Origin of the sequence: Microcoleus sp. S13_C3 (assembly GCF_036700905.1) — a bacterium.
In the GTDB taxonomy this organism is placed as follows: Bacteria; Cyanobacteriota; Cyanobacteriia; order Cyanobacteriales; family Microcoleaceae; genus Microcoleus.
The window spans coordinates 56,318-75,260 of sequence record NZ_JAUBPT010000018.1 but is presented as its reverse complement, the minus strand read 5'-3'; the positions used below and the strand labels follow the sequence as shown (position 1 = coordinate 75,260).

General features: G+C 44.5%; 10 protein-coding genes. All 10 read left to right on the top strand.

From position 1 onward, the window contains the following. Positions 1 to 266 precede the first annotated feature (266 nt). Positions 267 to 863 (top strand): hypothetical protein, encoded by a 597-nt coding sequence (locus tag QUA16_RS07805; RefSeq protein ID WP_333102510.1) that lies wholly within the window; start codon positions 267 to 269, stop codon positions 861 to 863. 849 nt (positions 864 to 1,712) lie between these two features. Then, positions 1,713 to 5,498, top strand: coding sequence for an amino acid adenylation domain-containing protein (locus QUA16_RS07800; RefSeq protein WP_333102511.1), 3,786 nt, complete (start codon positions 1,713 to 1,715; stop codon positions 5,496 to 5,498). A gap of 120 nt (positions 5,499 to 5,618) precedes the next feature. After that, positions 5,619 to 7,097, top strand: coding sequence for an SET domain-containing protein-lysine N-methyltransferase (locus tag QUA16_RS07795; protein WP_333102512.1), 1,479 nt, complete (start codon positions 5,619 to 5,621; stop codon positions 7,095 to 7,097). Positions 7,098 to 7,339: 242 nt separating this feature from the next. Further along, complete coding sequence (locus QUA16_RS07790) at positions 7,340 to 9,610, top strand: NHLP family bacteriocin export ABC transporter peptidase/permease/ATPase subunit (RefSeq protein ID WP_333102513.1); 2,271 nt, start codon at positions 7,340 to 7,342, stop codon at positions 9,608 to 9,610. After that, complete coding sequence (locus QUA16_RS07785; RefSeq protein WP_333102514.1) at positions 9,600 to 12,347, top strand: NHLP bacteriocin export ABC transporter permease/ATPase subunit; 2,748 nt, start codon at positions 9,600 to 9,602, stop codon at positions 12,345 to 12,347. Before QUA16_RS07790 ends, QUA16_RS07785 begins: the two co-directional genes overlap by 11 nt. A 752-nt stretch (positions 12,348 to 13,099) precedes the next feature. Then, positions 13,100 to 14,131 (top strand): cyclic nucleotide-binding domain-containing protein, encoded by a 1,032-nt coding sequence (locus QUA16_RS07780; RefSeq protein WP_333102515.1) that lies wholly within the window; start codon positions 13,100 to 13,102, stop codon positions 14,129 to 14,131. Between the two features lie 5 nt (positions 14,132 to 14,136). Next, on the top strand, positions 14,137 to 15,756 hold the full coding sequence (locus tag QUA16_RS07775) for an NHLP bacteriocin system secretion protein (RefSeq protein WP_333102516.1): 1,620 nt from the start codon (positions 14,137 to 14,139) through the stop codon (positions 15,754 to 15,756). A 55-nt stretch (positions 15,757 to 15,811) separates the two neighbouring features. Then, entirely contained in the window at positions 15,812 to 16,897 is a 1,086-nt protein-coding gene (locus QUA16_RS07770; protein WP_333102517.1) for a hypothetical protein, read from the top strand. A 259-nt stretch (positions 16,898 to 17,156) separates the two neighbouring features. Continuing rightward, the gene (locus QUA16_RS07765; protein ID WP_333102518.1) at positions 17,157 to 17,636 is read left to right on the top strand and encodes a chemotaxis protein CheW; all 480 of its coding nucleotides are present in this window, start codon (positions 17,157 to 17,159) and stop codon (positions 17,634 to 17,636) included. Continuing rightward, positions 17,617 to 18,936, top strand: a complete 1,320-nt coding sequence (locus tag QUA16_RS07760) for a CheR family methyltransferase (RefSeq protein WP_333102519.1) — start codon at positions 17,617 to 17,619, stop codon at positions 18,934 to 18,936. The genes QUA16_RS07765 and QUA16_RS07760 overlap by 20 nt, the downstream gene beginning before the upstream one ends. Positions 18,937 to 18,943: the final 7 nt, after the last annotated feature.

Genomic DNA, 18,943 nt, shown 5'->3' with positions numbered 1-18,943 from the left:
TCTATCCTTGCTCTTCGCTGTGCTTATCTCAACGGTCAACTTTCAATTTGATGTATTTGCCAAACTGAGATGCACCCCGATCGCCTAACTACATATCAGTTCTAAGCCTAAGCGTGCCGAAAGTTCGTTTTTCAAGGGTTCTCGCGCTTGAGGTGGGTTTTATAGGGGGATTGAGTTAGGAAAAAAGCCTCAAACTCGAAAAATTCACAAACAGAGTATGTGGATCGTCATAGCTGTAGAAGGAGAAAACCTACCAAAACCTTATCATGTACGCCGACACGAAAACCAAGAAAATATTGAATATCGGAGCTGGTTTTTTACCTCTAGTAGCTTCCGATTTTGAAGTTAAGGAGGTCATTAACTACGATCTATTACAATATCAAAAAGACACTGGTACAATCACCGACAAAACATACGAAGAAGCCAAGCAATATTTTAGGACAGTATTACGATTCAAAGAACTCATTGCACGCTACCCCGAAGTTCAGTACTTTACCAAACGCCATGAAGTAGATAGCCAATATAGCGATCATACGGTAGATTTGGTTATCAGTATCTCTCCGTATGGGTTTACCCTAGTAGACAGCTGGATAAATGAGAAGCTTAAACCAGAAGGCTATATAGTAGCAATAGGCCACGCTGGAAATCGATATATGTCTGAGGAAAGACTGATCAGTGCTGACCTTCGGGACAGGTATAATGCGAATAATACCCCGGAACCGTGGATACAGAACATCATAGACAAGGTATGCAAGTCATACCCATCGAACACGTCTGGATTAGAACGTGATACTCCACTGGGCAATGTCATGATCTATCAGAAGACGATTAGCATCAGGCGAACGAAAAGCAGCATGATATAGACTGCCACGATCACCTATAATTTGGAATTCAGCCGGAAAAAAATCAAAAGGAAATAGGATGGAGAGTCAGACGAAAAAAATGGGTTGACGTTCTCCCAGCCGAAGCTGTCACGTTTCTAGGTATATCGCCTTCTGGTGCGATCTCTGATGCGATCGCGGCTGGTGGAGTTTGGGGAAAAGGAGGTGGGATCGCCCCCTTTTCCGCTTATCGCACTCATCTCATATGGGGCATCAAGTTAGAAAAAAAGCCTCTAACTCGAAATATTCAGAAAGTGACTTTAGGAATCGTCTTAAAGAAGTAGAAACTACGAGTGCCATCCCTCCTCTTTTTTACTTGAAGAAAGGCAATCGTTTTTTGATTAAGCTTGACAACAAGGGAAGCGATCGCACTTGCTAGAGTTTCAAAATGATGGAGCGATAGCGCAAGCGCTGCTGCTCTTCAGATCGCTTCTTTTATGACATCCTGTGCGCTAGCGCAATAAGCTGCCAATTTTTCAGCTTTGGAATAAGGGGTATGAGGCTGATAAAACTTATGCTTTGACAGTGTTGTTACCTCGAATGGTTCAATTTATTTTTTCTGCAAAAAAGATATTTACGGAAGATTTACATATACAGCTATATTCTGATTGACATCCCCCTTAAGACATAAGTTATCTTCGTAATGTGTAGGAGTTTACGCAACGATCCGACTTTTCCGACTTAACAATCCGACTTCCCCGACTGACGCGGGAGGAGTTGGGGAACCATAATGGAGACTCTTGATACAGTCTTGAAACTTTGATGCGATCTTCTTTCAACTTTAGACAAACAGTGTATTGCAGGGATTAACGGCGACTACCAAGAGAACAAATGGCAAATAATATTAATTCATCAACGCCTCAACTATTGTGCATTCCTCAGTTATTTGAGTTTCAAGTAGAACAAACGCCTGATAGCATCGCCGTGATTTTTGAGGGGGAAAGCCTCACTTATCGGGAATTAAACCATCGAGCCAACAAGGTAGCGCATTACCTAATTTCTTTAGGAGTGGAACCGGAAGTTCTAGTTGGGATTGGTGTGGAACGCTCCTTAGAAATGGCGATCGCACTGCTGGGTATTCTCAAAGCGGGTGGTGCCTACGTTCCTCTAGATCCAACCTACCCGCAACAGCGGCTGTCCTTGATGCTAGAGGATGCTCAACCACCAGTGCTGCTAACTCAAAAACGGTGGCTAGAAAATTTTCCCCCACACGAAGCAAAAGTGGTTTGTTTAGATGTTGATTGGGAGGAGATTGCCCAATACAGCGAGCAGAACCCTGACACCCGCACGACATCTGACAATCTAGCTTATGTCATTTACACTTCAGGCTCTACAGGGCAGCCAAAAGGAGTTCTGATTCCGCATCAAGCTCTAGCCAACCACAGTGTTTCCATTGCCAAGCACTATAATTTGCAGACAACGGATCGGGTTTTACAGTTTGCTTCGATTAGTTTTGATGTTGCAGCAGAAGAGTTATTCCCTACCTGGTTAAGCGGGGGTACAGTCGTTCTCCGTCCTGGTTCTGTGACTCCAACTGTTGCAGAGTTTCAAGCACTGATAGAGCGGGAAAAACTGACTGTTCTCAACCTCCCTGCTTCTTACTGGCATGAATGGGTATCTGCTTTGTCTAGTTCACAGGCGCAATTACCTCCCACGCTGCGCCTAGTTGTAGTTGGCAATGAGAAAGTTTTACCAGAGCGATTGATGAGTTGGCAGAAAATAGCGGGTAATCGCGTCCGTTGGCTCAATGCCTATGGACTGACTGAAACCACTATCACATCGACGCTCTACGAACCAGATATCTGGAAAGAATTGCCGGATGTCAACTCCGTACCTATAGGTTGTCCCATTGCCAACACCCAGATTTACTTGTTGGATGAAAACAAAAAGCCTGTGCCTAAAGGGATAACGGGCGAATTATATATTGGCGGTCTTGGTTTAGCAAGAGGCTATCTCAATCGTCCCGAATTAACCGCGGCACGGTTCATCCGCAATCCTTTTAGTGATGAAGCCAATTCTCGCCTCTACAAAACTGGAGACTTAGCCCGTATCGGAAGCGACGGTAATATCGAAATCCTGGGGCGCATTGATAACCAAGTGAAAGTACGCGGCTTCCGCATTCAAACGGAGGAAATCGAAGCAACTCTCAATCAGCACCCACTGGTGCAAGACAGTGTGGTAGTGGCTCACGAAGAAAAATCAGGCAAGCAACGCCTCGTCGCCTATGTCGTTCCCAAACCCAAAAACACTCAGGTAGAACTATGGCCCTGTCCGGGAGACTACCGAGTTTATGATGCCATCCTGTACTATGCCATGACCTATGACCATGTGAGAAATCACAGTTATGAGGTGGCACTTAAAAAAGTTGTTAAGGACAAAGTTGTTGTAGACATTGGCACGGGTAAGGATGTTGTTTGGGCGAAATTCTGTGCCGAACATGGCGCTAAGAAAGTTTACGCCATTGAGATGCAACTTGAAGCTTACAAACAGGCAACGAGTTATGTGAAATGTCTGGGGTTATCAGACAAGATATCGTTAATTCATGGGGATGCCACCCAAGTGCAACTCCCTGAAAAAGTCGATCTGTGTGTTTCAGAACTGATTGGCGCGATCGGCAATTCAGAAGGGGCGGTTTCGATTCTCAATGATGCCAGAAGGTTTCTCAAGGAAGATGGGATAATGATTCCCCAGCGCTGCGTGACTAACATCGCTGCTGTTTATCTTCCTGAAACGTTTGCCAGTCAGCCTCATTTTTCGGAACTGTCCGGTTATTACACTCAGCAGATTTTCAACCAACTCGGAGGGAAAATACCCTTAAGGGTATCTTTCCGAAATTTTCCTCAATCACACATCATCTCCACTGTAGATGTTTTTGAGGATTTGGATTTCAATCAAGTCTCTAATCCCGAATATGACCGACAGATAAGCATTACTATCACTCAAAATGGCAAAATAGATGGATTTTTATTATGGCTTAATTTACACACGGTTGAGAATGAAGTCATTGACAGTCTAGCTTACGTCGGCAACTGGCTACCTGTTTATTTTCCAGTGTTTTATCCGGGGATTGAAGTGGCGGCTGGAGACAAAATTGAAGCCGTTTGTAGCGCTCGGTTGAGTGAAGACTACTTAAATCCCGACTATCACATTCGAGGCTATTTGCTCAAACAGAGTGGAGAACGCATTGAATTTGAATACGATTCTTTTCTCTACAAAACTCCCTCAAAGAGCAACTTATTTTACGATCGCCTATTCGCGCAAGAGGTAGTGTTAAACGAGCAACCGACTCCCGGAGAGCTATGCGATAAAAGCCTGAGCACCTACTTGAAAGAGCGCTTACCAGCTTATATGCTCCCGGGAGGGTTTACGTTCTTGGAGTCCCTGCCACTGAATTCTAATGGGAAAGTTGACCGCAAAGCACTACCCACTCCAAGGGACAGCAGACGCATTGAACCAACTGCATTTATAGCTCCCCGTGACACTTGGGAACTTCAGTTGGCTCATCTTTGGGAAAAGGTGCTGGGTATTCACCCCATTAGCGTGAAAGACGACTTCTTTAACTTGGGCGGTGACTCTCTATCGGCAGTACGCCTGATGCTGGAGATTGAGCAGCATTTTGGGCAGAAGTTATCGCTAGCGACGCTTTTTCCCAGTTCGACGATTGAGCATCTGGCAAGCATTCTGCGTCAGGCGACGGGTTCTCTCTTGAGTTCTCCTTTAGTAGCGATTCAGCCAGATGGCACAAAACCTCCCTTTTTCTGCGTTCATCCCATCGGGGGCAATGTGCTTTGTTACCTGGATTTAGCTCGTCATCTGGGTGAAGACCAGCCCTTTTACGGTTTGCAAGCGTCGGGGATTGATGGGCAAGGGGAGCCAAAGAGCCGGATTGAAGCTATGGCTAGTTATTATATCGAGGCAATCTGCGAGATTCAACCGCAAGGTCCGTATTTGCTGGGAGGCTGGTCATTTGGTGGAGTGGTAGCGTTTGAGATGGCTCAACAGTTGTATTCGTCAGGTGAGCAAGTGGCGTTGCTTGCTCTGATAGATAGTTCAGCACCCCAGCGTAACAGTCAACCGATGGAGGTTGATACTGCTGCCACACTAGCTTGGTTTGCTAAGGATTTGGGCAGTTATTTTGGGAAGGAGCTTGCTGTATCGGTTAGCGCTCTCCAATCGCTTGCGCCGGATGAGCAGTTGAGCTATGTGCTGGAGCGAGCAAGGGCGGCTAACGTTGTGCTTCCTGATGCTGGAGTGGTTGAAATTAGACGTTTGCTAGAGGTTGTCTTGGCAAATCGTCAGGCTGAACGCACCTACACGCCAGTTGTTTATCCAAACCAGATTATGGTATTTCGTGCGGAGGAATCGTTTGGGTTAGAGAATTCAGACCCCACAACGGGTTGGAATCAGTTAACGGAAGGTGGAGTGAAGATTGATACAATTTCTGGCGATCACTACACCATTGTCAAGGAGCCTCATGTACGAGTTTTAGCGGAACGGCTAAGGAATTCTCTTGAGCAGGCACAGAGCGATCGCTCCTTAAGCCAGTTGCCCCATACTCGTCCTCGCGCAACAGGTTCAGGGATAGCTGCACTATCTTCTTGCAGTTCCTCTATCTAAAAGGCGATTGCCCGTCTTTGAGATGATAGCACTTAAAAATCCGAGAGGCGATCGCAATAACTCAAAACTAATCCAATCTTTTACGATACTTGTACTAAACTGACACTATAGGAAATCAACATGAAAATTTGCGTTCTACAACCTGACTATTCTCAATCAACAGTAGAAGCAGACTACAAAAACTGCGAACCGCCACGTAACCTTTCTCATCTACTACCAGAAGACCAGGTAGACCATGTATTTCTCAATAAAGCCACAACCTATCGTCAGCTTAAAGATTTAAAGAAGCAAGGTTACGATATTTTTGTCAACCTCTGTACGGGATGTTTGGACTGGGATGTTCCCTCTATTGATGTAATCGTTGCCTTGGAGCAGCTTAATTTGCCTTACACGGGTCCGACTTTCGACCTCTACGATCCAGGCAAGGAGTTAATGAAGTACGTTGCTTACATTGCAGGAGTACGCACACCAGCATTTGTGAAAGCTGAAACGTTAGCTGATGTTGAGAGGGCTTGTCAAAACTTGCAATTCCCCCTGTTTGTTAAACCAGCAGCCTCATCAGACAGTCTGGGAATTGACCATCAATCCTATGTAACAACAAAAGAGGCATTACAGAGCAAAGTGGCTGAACTCATAGCCAACTTTGGTCAAGTTCTAATCGATGAGTATATACCTGGGCGAGAGTTTACAGTCCTTGTGGCTGCTAACCCTGAAGAGCGCCGCTCTCCGATAACGTATAAATCTCTAGAGTTCGTCTTTCCGGAAGGAGAACAATTTAAAACCTACGATTTGAAGGTGCGACAACATCACCCAAAGCGTAATATTCCTTGTTCCGATTCAGAACTTGACCTCCGCTTGAGAGACGCTGCTAAGAATATTTTCTTAGCTTTTAACGGTGCTGGCTATGCTCGTCTAGATTTTCGAGTAAATGAGCAAAAAGAAATTTTATTTCTTGAAGTTAGCTTTAACCCTTCTATTTTTTTTGAAGGAGGCGCAGAAGCATCGGCTGACTACATTTTAAAGTATGACGAGGTAGGTGCATCAAGCTTTCTCAAACATATCATAACGGAAGGTATTACCAGATACCAACGCCGTCAGAAAAAATTTAAAGTATGTGGAAATGCTATTTCTGGCTATGGCATTTATGCGGTGACTGATTTGAAAGCTGGGGAAATTATCTTCCAGGGAGAGGAGTATCCAAAAAGGATTGTTACCCGTGATTATGTCCAATCCCACTGGAGTGCATCAGAGCAAGAAGAGTTTCGGCAGTATGCTGTTCCTTTGAGTGAAGAAGTCTTTATGTTTTGGGACGAAAACCCAGCCAACTGGATACCCCAAAACCACTCTTGCGAACCCAATATAGGCTACCGAGGACTCAATATATACGCGCTCAGGGATATTGCAGCAGGAGAAGAGTTAACCGTAGACTACGCAACAATCGAGAATGAAGATTTTCCAGAGTTTCAGTGTCAGTGCGGGTCGCCTAAGTGTCGGGGAATTATTCGCGGTACGCCTGGAAATTCTGTAACTCAGCGCCAAAAAAAGTTAAATAATTCACAACTAAAAATAGAGGTGGCTCATTCTCTATATCTGACCTGAATGACTTTACGAGAATAGGGGATAGTTGTCAAGAGAGAATTCACGTACACAGCCTATCCCTTTTTTCACAAGAAGTTAAGTAATTTCCAGGTTCTCCAGAGAAACAAAAGAGAAGATAGTTATTCCTATACACTGACTGAAAAGTTTTACCCGATTATCTCAAATTCAATGAATTTATTTGTTTTTCTGAAAGTAATTAATAAATATATTGCCTCTTATAGGAACCATTGAGGAGTAATGCAGTGTTGAAACAGTGGCTCAGTCAAATAATGGAACAGCAGCCCAAGAAACGTGTTAAAACACCTACCGTATTGCAAATGGAAGAAGTAGAATGCGGGGCAGCAGCACTGGGCATCATGCTGAGTTATTACGGACTATTTGTCCCCCTAGCCAAATTACGGCAGGAATGTGGCGTTTCTCGTGACGGCAGCCAACCTGCCAGCATCGTCAAAGCTGCTAGACAATACGGCCTGCGGGCAAAAGCATTTAAAAAACAAACTTCCCAGTTGGCTAAAATGCGACTACCAGTGATCGCATTCTGGAATTTCAGCCATTTGTTAGTAGTCGAAGGCTTTGAAAAAGACCGAGTTTACATCAACGACCCAGCAACCGGACCGCGCACGGTTTCCTTGCAGGAATTTGACGAGGCATATATCGGTTTTATCCTAGCAATGGAACCGGGGCCGGAGTTCAAGCGCGGGGGACAACGGTCTAGCGTATTGCGATCGCTCCTAGAACGCTTGCAAAGCTCGGTAGGAGCAGTTTCGCTCAGTGTCCTGCTTGGCTTTTTGCTAGTATTTCCCGGACTGGTACTACCTGTGTTCAGTCAAGTATTTGTCGATCAAATTCTCGTTGAAGACCGCACCGACTGGCTGCGTCCATTGCTGCTGGGAATGCTCCTCACCGCCCTAATTCAGGCGTTTTTGTTCTCCCAGCAGCGACGCTATTTAAGACAGTTGCAAATTAAATTAGCTGCCAGTATGTCCAGTCAATTTTTCTGGCATATGTTGAAACTCCCTGTGGGATTTTATACCCAACGGTTCCCTGGTGAAATCGGCGGAAGAGTGAAGCTCAACGACAAAGTGGCCCAGGTCATTTCTGGCAGTATGGCAGAGACGATCATCAACATAGTGATGACAATTATCTACCTGTTGGTCATGTTTGCTTATAACCCACTGCTAACAGCGATCGCTCTGGTGTTGGCAGTTGTAAACATTGTGGCGCTATTAGGAGTCGGAGGTTGGCTAGAAGAAGCCTTCATGGAGGATGATAAAAACTTGGGCAAGGTGGAGGGGGTAGCTATCGCCGGAATTCAAAGCATGGAAACCTTAAAAGCCTCAGCGCTAGAATCGGACTTTTTTGCCCGATGGTCGGGTTATTTCGCCAAATCAGTTAATTCCTATACAAAAATAGCCGTACCCTATGAGATTCTGCAAGTCCTACCTATCTTACTTACAGCATTAACAACCACGCTAGTGCTGACAGTAGGTGGTTGGCAAGTTATGGAGGGAAAGATAAGCATCGGGATGTTGGTAGCATTCCAAGCGCTGCTAATAAGCTTTCAGACACCCATTAATCAGTTGATGGGGTTTGGTATTACTCTGCCAACTTTAGCAGGCAACCTGATGCGGTTAGATGACGTACTGGCAAATGATACAGATCCATCACTTGCAAAAAGCAGTATCGATACCAAAAGTCAGAATTCAAAACTTACAACTCAAAACAAAAAACCTAAAACTTCATCTCTTACCCTTGATGCCTCTACAATTCGTCTGCAAGGACATATTGAACTTCGTAACGTTACTTTTGGGTATGCAAAAGTCAATCGACCCTTAATCGAAAACTTTAGCTGTACGATTCAACCGGGGCGGCGGGTGGCGTTGGTAGGGGGCAGTGGCTCTGGAAAATCGACGGTTGCTAAATTAGTCGCGGGACTTTATGAACCTTGGTCGGGCGAGATTTTGTTTGATGGTAAGCTGAGAAATGCAATTCCCCGTTCGGTTATAATAACGTCGATGGCTACTGTTGAACAAGAAGTTTTCCTATTTTCAGGAAGCGTGCGCGATAACTTAACACTATGGGATACAACAGTTTCTGATTCCCAACTTCGTCGCGCCTGCATTGATGCCAAAATTCAAGATGTAATTCTAGCGATACCGGGTGGCTATAACGGCGAACTATTGGAAGGGGGTGCAAATTTAAGTGGCGGACAACGCCAACGGTTAGAAATTGCGCGATCGCTAATTTATAACCCTTCAATTTTGATTTTGGATGAAGCAACCAGTGCCCTCGATGGAGAAACAGAACAGTTTATCTACAATAACCTGCGGCAACGTGGCTGTAGTTGTTTGATTGTGGCACATCGCCTCAGTTCAATTAAAGACTGCGATGAAATCATCGTGTTAGATCGCGGTGTTGTAGTGGAGCGAGGAACGCACGAAGAATTAATTCAAATAGGTGGATTCTACGCTGAACTGGCTCAAGGTGAGGAAGAACAAGAAAATGAAGAATAAATATACCGCTTTAAATTCCCCAAAATTTGTTGGCCAAGGTGAGGTATTGCCACTGGATAATCCGCAACAAGTCTGGACAATTCAATCGGGTTCAGTGGCTGTGTTTGTTAGCCCGGTTAAAGATGGAACTTTACAAGAAAATCGGCGGTATTTATTCACAGCAGAAGCGGGTGAAGCCCTGTTTGGATTTGCAACGGATATTGATGATTTATCAAAATTCAAAAGTCCCAACACTTTATGTATTCTGGCAGTTCCCGTTACAGACTCGACCTTGCTACATTCCCAGCGTTCAGAATTAGATAACAATCCCGACCCCGATCCCACTTTGCCATCTGCCAGCAATCTTCTAACCGCTTGGTTTAGACAATTGAGTTCCGTCTTTGACCTCAGCGGAATTTTGCTACCCGCCCCTGAACTTTCGAGTCATACTCCCTGGCAAACTCAACTCACTGTTTTAGACAACTTCCATCAGCAGTTTTTTAGCTGCTTGCAAGAACTAGAACAACAGTCTCAATTAGAGACTCTGGCGCAGTTTGAAGAACGGGAACGCCTGAACCAATCTGCAACTGTGGGTGCGTTGGCGAATTTTGTTTCTCTAATTGCGCCCAAACAAGCTATTGCTACTTTTATCGGAGATCCCCTCCTAGCAGCCGCAGGAGCCGTAGGACACGCGATGGGGATTGAGATTAAGCCGGCGGGTAAGTCGGAAAATATGCAGCGGGTAAAGGAGCCACTGGAGGCGATCGCCCGTGCTTCCCAAATGCGAATTCGACGGGTACTTCTGACAGAACGTTGGTGGCGAGGCGATTGTGGCCCAATGCTCGCTTATCTTCAAGCAGATAATACCCCAGTGGCGCTACTAATAAATAACAAGCGCAACTATGAAATTTACAACCCGGTAACTGGACAGCGACTTTTATTGAGCGATCGTACTGCTAAATTGCTGGCTGCCAATGCCTATATGTTTTATCCACCTTTTCCGGAAAAAAAGATAGATTTGCTAACGCTGTTTCAGTATTCTCTGCGCGGTACAGGACGGGAAATTTTTAGTATTGTGGTGTTGGGAATTGCTGCGGCTTTAGCGGGTATGGTGGTTCCCCAAGCAACAGGTATCTTAATTGATACTGCCATTCCCGATGCCGATCGCGGGTTGTTGCTTCAACTCACTTTGGCCTTAGTAGCTGCTAGTTTTGGTGTAGCAGTTTTTCGACTGGCTCAAGGAGTTAACTTGAGCCGGTTTGGAATCTATTCCGTGTTCAGCTTACAGAGTGCCATGTGGGATCGGCTGCTCAAACTGCGACTTACTTTCTTCCGCCAGTATTCCTCTGGAGAGATGCTGTCCCGCGTTAATGCAATTAATCAAATTCGCGACAAATTGGGCGCTGATAAGTTAGATATCCTGTTCAGGAGTTTATTTTCCCTGCTCAATTTAGGACTGCTGTTTGTCTACAGTCCACCACTGGCATCTATTGCGGCTGTAATAGTCTTCCTCACTGTTATTGTCACAAGTATTGCTGGTTATTTCAAACGCCAGAAAACTGCTCGTCTGGAAGAACTGGAAGGTGAAATTGGTGGACTTACTATTCAGCTAGTCGGCGGAATTTCCAAATTACGAACTACAGGCGCGGAAGGACGAGCCTTTGCTTATTGGGCGAAGTATTATCAACAGCAACTGAAATTGATGCAGGATAACCAATGGATTGAAGATGCGATCGCTACTTTTAATCTTTTGCAGTCTAACCTAACCCTTATCCTGATTTTTTGGATGACTGCTAGCTTGCTGAATCAGGCACAAACAGATAGGATTACTACCGGAACCTTTCTAGCATTCAATGCAGCGTTTGCCATCTTTATGACGGGAGTAACAACTCTCAGCAACACGCTGATCGATATGTTAGAAATTGGGGTGTTGTGGGAACACGCCAAGCCGATCGCGGACGAATTGCCAGAGGTAGATTTAAACAAAGCCGATCCGGGGCGACTTTCGGGATATGTTAAGTTAGACCACGTTACCTTCCGCTATCGAGAAGATGGGCCATTAAATCTGGATGATGTGACCATCGAAGCCAAGCCGGGTGAGTTTATTGCTTTTGTTGGCCCTTCTGGTAGCGGTAAATCTACAACTCTGCGGATGTTACTGGGTTTCGACGTTCCCGAACAGGGTACTGTCTACTACGACGGACAAGATTTATCGGGTTTAGATGTTGGTGCGGTGCGTCGTCAACTGGGTGTGGTGTTACAAAACGGGCGCATCAATAGCGAAAGCGTGTTTGAAAATATTAGCGGTGGTGCATTAATCGGTATGGAGGAGGCTTGGGATGCGGCGCGGATGGCAGGGTTTGCCGAAGATATTGAAAATATGCCGATGGGGATACACACGGTGATATCAGAGGGGGGTGCAAACTTATCTGGCGGACAGCGACAACGATTACTGATTGCCCGTGCGTTGGTATTGAAACCGCGAATCATCTTTTTTGATGAGGCGACCAGTGCGTTAGATAATCGTACCCAAGCAATTGTGAGTGAGAGTTTGGATCGCCTGAAAGTGACGCGCATCGCGATCGCACATCGCCTCAGTACCATTCGTAATGCCGATCGCATCTACGTGATTGAAGCCGGTCGTGTTGTTCAGCAAGGTACTTTTGAGGAGTTAGCTTCTCAGGAGGGTATGTTTGCCAAATTGATAGCGAAGCAGGGGAAAACCAAAAGATTCACTGCCGATAGCACGCAAGTTTAAGGAGAACCCCTGCCAATCCCCTACGTAATTTCTCGGAGGGCAAAGACTAACCAAGCGTGGCATACTTTTATAAGCCTCAAAAGTCATCTACCAAAAGAAAGATTTTATTTTATACTTAGAAGGGTGAGTTGGTTATAACTGACATCTTGCAGCAATATCAATAAGAGGATTTTTCGTGGGGTCGGGCGGGTTTATAGAACCTATTTGCAAGCTTTAAGGCTGTTGGCGAACCCGCCCCTACGGCTAATTGAGAATGGTGCAATATCTCAGTTATAAGGGTGAGTTGGGGCGAAACCTGGAAATTAAGAGACGCGATCGCCCACCGTCTTAGTACCATTCGTAATGCCGATCGCATCTATAGCAATCCTAAATGATTCGTGTAATTCTTGTAGGGGCAAACCCCCCGTGGTTGCCCCGCCTTGGCTGGGGTAGGCACGGGGAGTAGGGGTAGCACTACCCCTACATATTTTTACAAATGATTTAGGATTGCTATACGTGATTGAAGCCGGTCGAGTGGTTCAGCAGGGGACGTTTAAAGAATTAGCTTCTCAGGAGGGTATGTTTGCCAAATTGATAGCGAAGCAAGGAAAGGTGAAAAACTGAAAAAGGGAAAAATTCGATAACCTGCCTCCACGGATTTTACTGTATCTATCAGCCAAAACTGCAATTATTCCACCTTTTTACCGCTTTTATCCACGCTTTACAATGCGATCGCCCATATAAACAAAACCGCCCTCTCCTTAGTTTCAACCATGCCACCTGTACTTACCCAACTCAACAACTTAAAAGTTCTCCAACCACCCGATATAGAGTGGATGGCTCAAACTGGTACTCACAAAGAAATGCCGGTTGATACAGTGCTGATTCAAGAAGGTCAGCACTCAGACTCAATTTACTTCATCCTCGACGGTACTGTAGCAGTCTTAATTTCGCAGAACAATTCCGAAGACGATCAAGAAATTGCTCGTTGCAGTAAAGGTGAAATACTTGGCGAGATGTCCTTCATAGACGATCGCCTCCCCTCGGCAACTGTCAAAACCGTAGAACCCTCTCTGGTATTAGCTTTATCTAAACGGCAGTTACAAATAAAGATGGAGCGAGATCCAGATTTTGGGGCTAGACTTTACCAAGAACTGACTGCCATCTTATCCTCCCGCCTACGAAGTGTCTCTAAATTACTAGCGCAAAACAAAATCGTCCCAGGACAAGCATTGCGAAAAGTCCTATTTCTCTTTGCCATCCTTAATGACAATGATATCGACTGGATGGTAACTCGTGGCAAAAAACAAAATGCTCCCGCTGGAACCTCGTTAATTCAACAAGATCAGCCCGTGGAAGCCTTGTACTTTTTGTTACAAGGCAATTTGGCAGTAATATTTTCCATGATGGTAGAGGGAAAACCAGTGGAAAAAGAATTGGCACGACGGGCGAGTGGAGAAATTGTCGGTGAGATGTCTTTTGTAGAAGCAGGGAACGCCTCTGCAAGTATTAAATGTGCTGAGAATTCAGTGGTATTAGCCGTACCGCAACAGATGCTAAGAGAGAAAATACAACGCGATCGCGGATTTGCCACTCGCTTTTATCGCGCCATTTCTCTGGTGTTAATCGATCGGTTGCGTGAAGGCTTAATACAACGCGGTTTTGGTCAAAAAGCTTACAGCCAAGACCAACAACTAGCAGAGGATATTGAGTATGAAGATGAAATTCCTCTCGACGTGCTAGAACCAACCCTCCTGGCAGGTACTCGGTTTAAGTGGATGATGAATCGGCTACAAAGGAATTAATTGTTATGACTGCTTCAGATATAAATGATACCCCAGAGCAACAGCAATCTCTAGAATCTGTTGCTTCCCCAGAACGCCTTGACCAACTCATGCAAGTGGTCAAAACCAAAGACTTTATCCCAGCTATAGCTGTGGGGGGATTTATGGTGATGGCGCTAGTTTGGAGCGTGGTTGGTAGAATTCCTATCACTGTGACAGGACAAGGAGTATTGATTTCACCGCAACGAGTTGTAGAATTACAATCACCGATTGCCGGGCAGTTAGAATCTTTACTCATTAAAGATAATCAATGCGTCAAAAAAGGAGAAATTATAGCGACGATTAAACCCACTGAGTTACAGGAACAACTGAAACTCCAACAAGCTAAACGCCAGCAATTAATTGTACAAAATATCAAAACTAATTCACTCCAAAAGCAGCGTACCCAACTGGAGCAAGAAGAGATCGCAGCAATGAGGGCAAATCTGACCCAACGGTTGCAAGATGTTCAAGCCATGTCTGGGGTTCTCAAGGAGCGAGATTTAGCTACTATTGGGCAGCAACGCCAAACTCTGCAACAAAGGTTTCAGAATACGCAGGCATTAGCGTCTGTTTCTAAAGAACGAGAGTTAAGTGCTATTAAACAGCAGCGTCTTTCCCTTGAGCAAAGTCTTCAGGATGTTTCTAAGATAAATCCAGTGCTCAAAAAGAGGTTAGACGCTCGAAAGGCTCTTCTAACTGAAGGCGCGCTCTCACAGGATACAGTTTTGGAGGCGGAAAATGATTATCGAGAAAACCGTACTCAAATTTCTAGTATTCAAACTCAGTTAAAAGAATTAAGCAGTAAAGAAGTAGGGATTGATAAATCTTTTCGAGAGAATCTCAACCAAATTTCTGACATTCAAGCTCAATTGCAGCAACTTAATAGCCAGGAGATTATGGTAGAAAAGTCTTTTAGAGAAAATCGCAGTCAAATCTCAGAAATTCAATCTCAGCTACAAGAGTTAAACACCCGCAGCAAACGCTTAGAACAAGACAATTTAAAAGCATCTAACGATCGAGAAAACGAAATTGCGGAGAGCTCTCGCGCTGTTGCCCAACTAGAACAGCAAATTAAGGAGCGTAGCTTAATTCAAAGTCCCCAAGAAGGTTGCATTCTAGAAGTCAGTATTGTAGTTGGACAAGTGGTCAGTCCGGGTATGCGCTTCGGTGCTCTGCAAACTCAAGAGCAAGGGAAAGTTCATCTGACTAGCATCGCCTACTTTGATGTGAAAAATGGTAAGCGGATCAAGCCCGGAATGAAAATTCAAATTACACCGGATACGGTCAAGCGGGAGCGATTTGGAGGTATTGTCGCAATGGTGAAATCCGTGTCTGCCTATCCTGTTACATCAACCGGAGCTGCTTCAAAATTGGGTAATGCTGAACTGGCAGATAGGCTTACCGAAAAAACCGCCAAGGTGGAGGTGATTGCAGAGTTAATATCAGAACCCAGTAATGTCAGCGGCTACCAGTGGTCATCGTCGAAGGGACCAGATATGAAGTTAACACCGGGAACTACGACAGCGCTGCGGGTGAAGGTGGAAGAACAAGCGCCGATTACTTTTTTGTTACCGTTCTTACGCGATTGGACCGGAATTCAATAGAGGATAGTTGCTAATAAATTTATTTTTGCCAACGTAGTTTTGGAGTTGACCTGACATGAGTTCCTTAAATTCTCAAAATTTCAAATCGCCAGACCACTCTGAGGAAAACTTAGAAGGGGTGCCGACTACGTTTGCAGAAGCGATTGCTCGACTCAAAAACTTTGTTCTTCAGGAGTTCGATCGAGAAATTGCTCAAAAGCAGCTTTACTATCACACCCGCGAGCATATTAATAACGTACAGCGCCGAGCGAACATTATTTTTCAAGCAATCCGTCCTTATTGGGAAATTTCCCTAAAAGACGATGCTGCGCCAGATTATATAGCACGAATGCAACTTTTACTAGATATTTGTGCAACTGCCCATGATATGCTGCAACTTTTTGTTCCTGAAACCCAACCTCACAAGTCCAGACGACGTGAGATGGGTGTAAGTGAGGCGGCAACAATTGAGAAGTTGTTTGAATACATTAACATCCTAAATCAACAGCAAGACGAACAAAATCGGAATAGTCTTGCACGGTTTTTTGATGCAGATTTATTGATTATTAGAGACGCAATCGAAGCCACAATTTGCGTATACGAGCCATCCGAGCAAGCGATTTATCAACCTGCTCTTTATGACTCCAGTAAACCTCTCTCACCTCTAGCGATAATTATTGCCTTAGCCGATGTTGGAGCATTGGGAATGGAAGGAGTAGCAGCCTATGAGCGAGAAGGTAGTCTTTTGTTCTTAGAAGAAAATCCCGATGTCATTCCCATCTTATTAAATCATAAAACTTTGGCTTCGGAAAATTCAGAACTTTATGAGAACATCCGGCAGCGCCTTCTGAGGCGTGCTCGCTTCCAAATCAGCTTTGCCAAGTCACGGCTGACTCGATATGCCCGTGAGATTGAACATTTACCAGCAGACGCAATTCAAGTTCTGACTTATCAGGTCTTTCAATATTTAAATCCGACAACGATTCAAGAGATTGATTCAAGGACTCCTACCGCCGAAGATACACCACTTGAAGTATTGATTACATTCTTCAAGTTGGAGCATTACATAAGTAGTATAATTGAAAAGACAGGTGCTGAGAACGAGCTCACCATTATTTGTGGTCAAAATGTCCAGAATATCCTTGACATTCCTAGGGAATGAGTGTCACAATTAATATTGACTATATTGGGTACTACAAGGAGCATCTCATATTTGTAAAAACACTTCTTCGGGCTCCTTCTTTCTGACTCTTGCCTCCTGTCTCGTGTCTCCAAACTCCAATTTCTAGCTGGGCTGCACAAGTGATACGCTCCCGACTACAGTCAAAAACTTAGCCGAGTTTAAACAGTTTTATGTGTAATTTTTAACTTCAAAACTTCTGTATTTTTACCTACTATTTGAGGAAGCAAGGGGTCTTACCATGTTAATGTTACTCTTCTATATTGGAAAAGATTCCTATGCCATCGAGAGTTCTCGCGTGGTAGAAGTAATACCTAGAGTTCCTCTCAGGAAGATGAATCATGTACCGGAGTATGTCGCAGGATTATTTAACTACCGAGGTAAAATCGCACCTGTTATTGACCTTTGCCATCTGATTCAGGGGAAACCAAGCGGCTTTAAATTAAGTACGCGGATTATTATGGTCAGCTCTTCCACTAATGATAATAGGCTGCAATACCTGGGATTGATGGCGGAACGGGTAATCAAGACATTGGATAAGCCAGAAACTGAATTAGTAAATTCCGATGCTCGCATGAACGTAGCACCTTACTTAGGCGGAATGATTCTCGATCAAAACGGCATGATTCAGCGGATTCACCTGGAGCAACTATTCACTGACGCACGACACCTTTATTTAGCAGCAGGAGAGCCAAATACTGATGAGCCTAGCAAAAATTGAAACCTTGTTAAGTCAAAAAATTGGAATTGCAGCTAATATCATCGGCTCTCACAAAATTGCCAAAGCCGTCCAAACTCGTCAAACAGCTTGTGGTTTACCCGATTTAGATACCTATTTCAAAGTTTTACAAACCTCACGCCAAGAATTAGAAGAACTCATTGAAAAAATTGTAGTTCCAGAAACCTGGTTTTTTCGCGATCGCAAACCCTTTGATTTCCTGATCAACTACGTCCGCTCTGAATGGTTAAACAAATCAGGTGCGACCAAACTGCGTCTGTTAAGCGTACCATGCTCCAGTGGCGAAGAACCTTATTCAATGGCGATCGCGCTACTGGAGGCTGGCTTGTCTGTAAATCGGTTCAGCATTGATGCGATCGATATTAGCAAACAGGCGATCGCCAAAGCGCAGCGAGGCATTTATGGGAAAAACTCATTTCGGGGCGAAGACTGGATTGAGCGCGAGCGTTATTTTCAACAAACAGTAGCAGGCTATGAAATTATTGCACCCGTTCGGAATATAGTTAAGTTTCGCCAGGGCAACCTTTTAGATGTGTTTTCTGATGCCGAAACCAAGTATAACATTATCTTCTGTCGCAATCTATTAATTTATTTGGAACCCACTGCCTGTACTCAAGTCTTCAATACCCTAGATCGTTTGTTACTTCCAAACGGATTACTTTGCGTCGGATCGGCTGAAACCGGAAAAGTTCCCAGCCATCCCTTTATTTCAATTCGACAATCCTTTACATTTGCGTACCGGAAATCTGATATCATTCAATTGCAGTCGCCATTGAGAGAGACTTCAGCATCTACTGAATTAAAGCAAAGCTTACCGTTGAACAAAAGTCACATAACCCAGATAGAACAGCCCCGAACTCTAGCAGGCAATACCTCATCTACCGCGATCGTTACCCGTCATTCTACTTCTCAATTGCCTTCTAAAGCAATCCAATCAACAGATAAAGTCAGCAGCACAAAAACTCCTTCGGGGCTGGAACTGGCTAGACAATTAGCGGATGTCGGGCAAGTAGAAAAGGCAATTAATCATTGCCAAGAATATTTGGCTGCTAACTCTACTAATGTTGAAGCGTATACTTTACTGGGTACATTGTATCAAGCAAAAACTGAAAATGCTCAAGCTGAGCGATGTTTTCAGAAAGCACTTTACCTTAATCCTAACTGCTACGAAGCCCTGATACATCTCTCTCTTTTGAAAGAACATCGGGGCGATATTGTGGGTGCAGAAATTATTAAGCAGCGAGTTCAGAAGATACAGCAAAATACCCAATTATGCGGATAACAGTGAG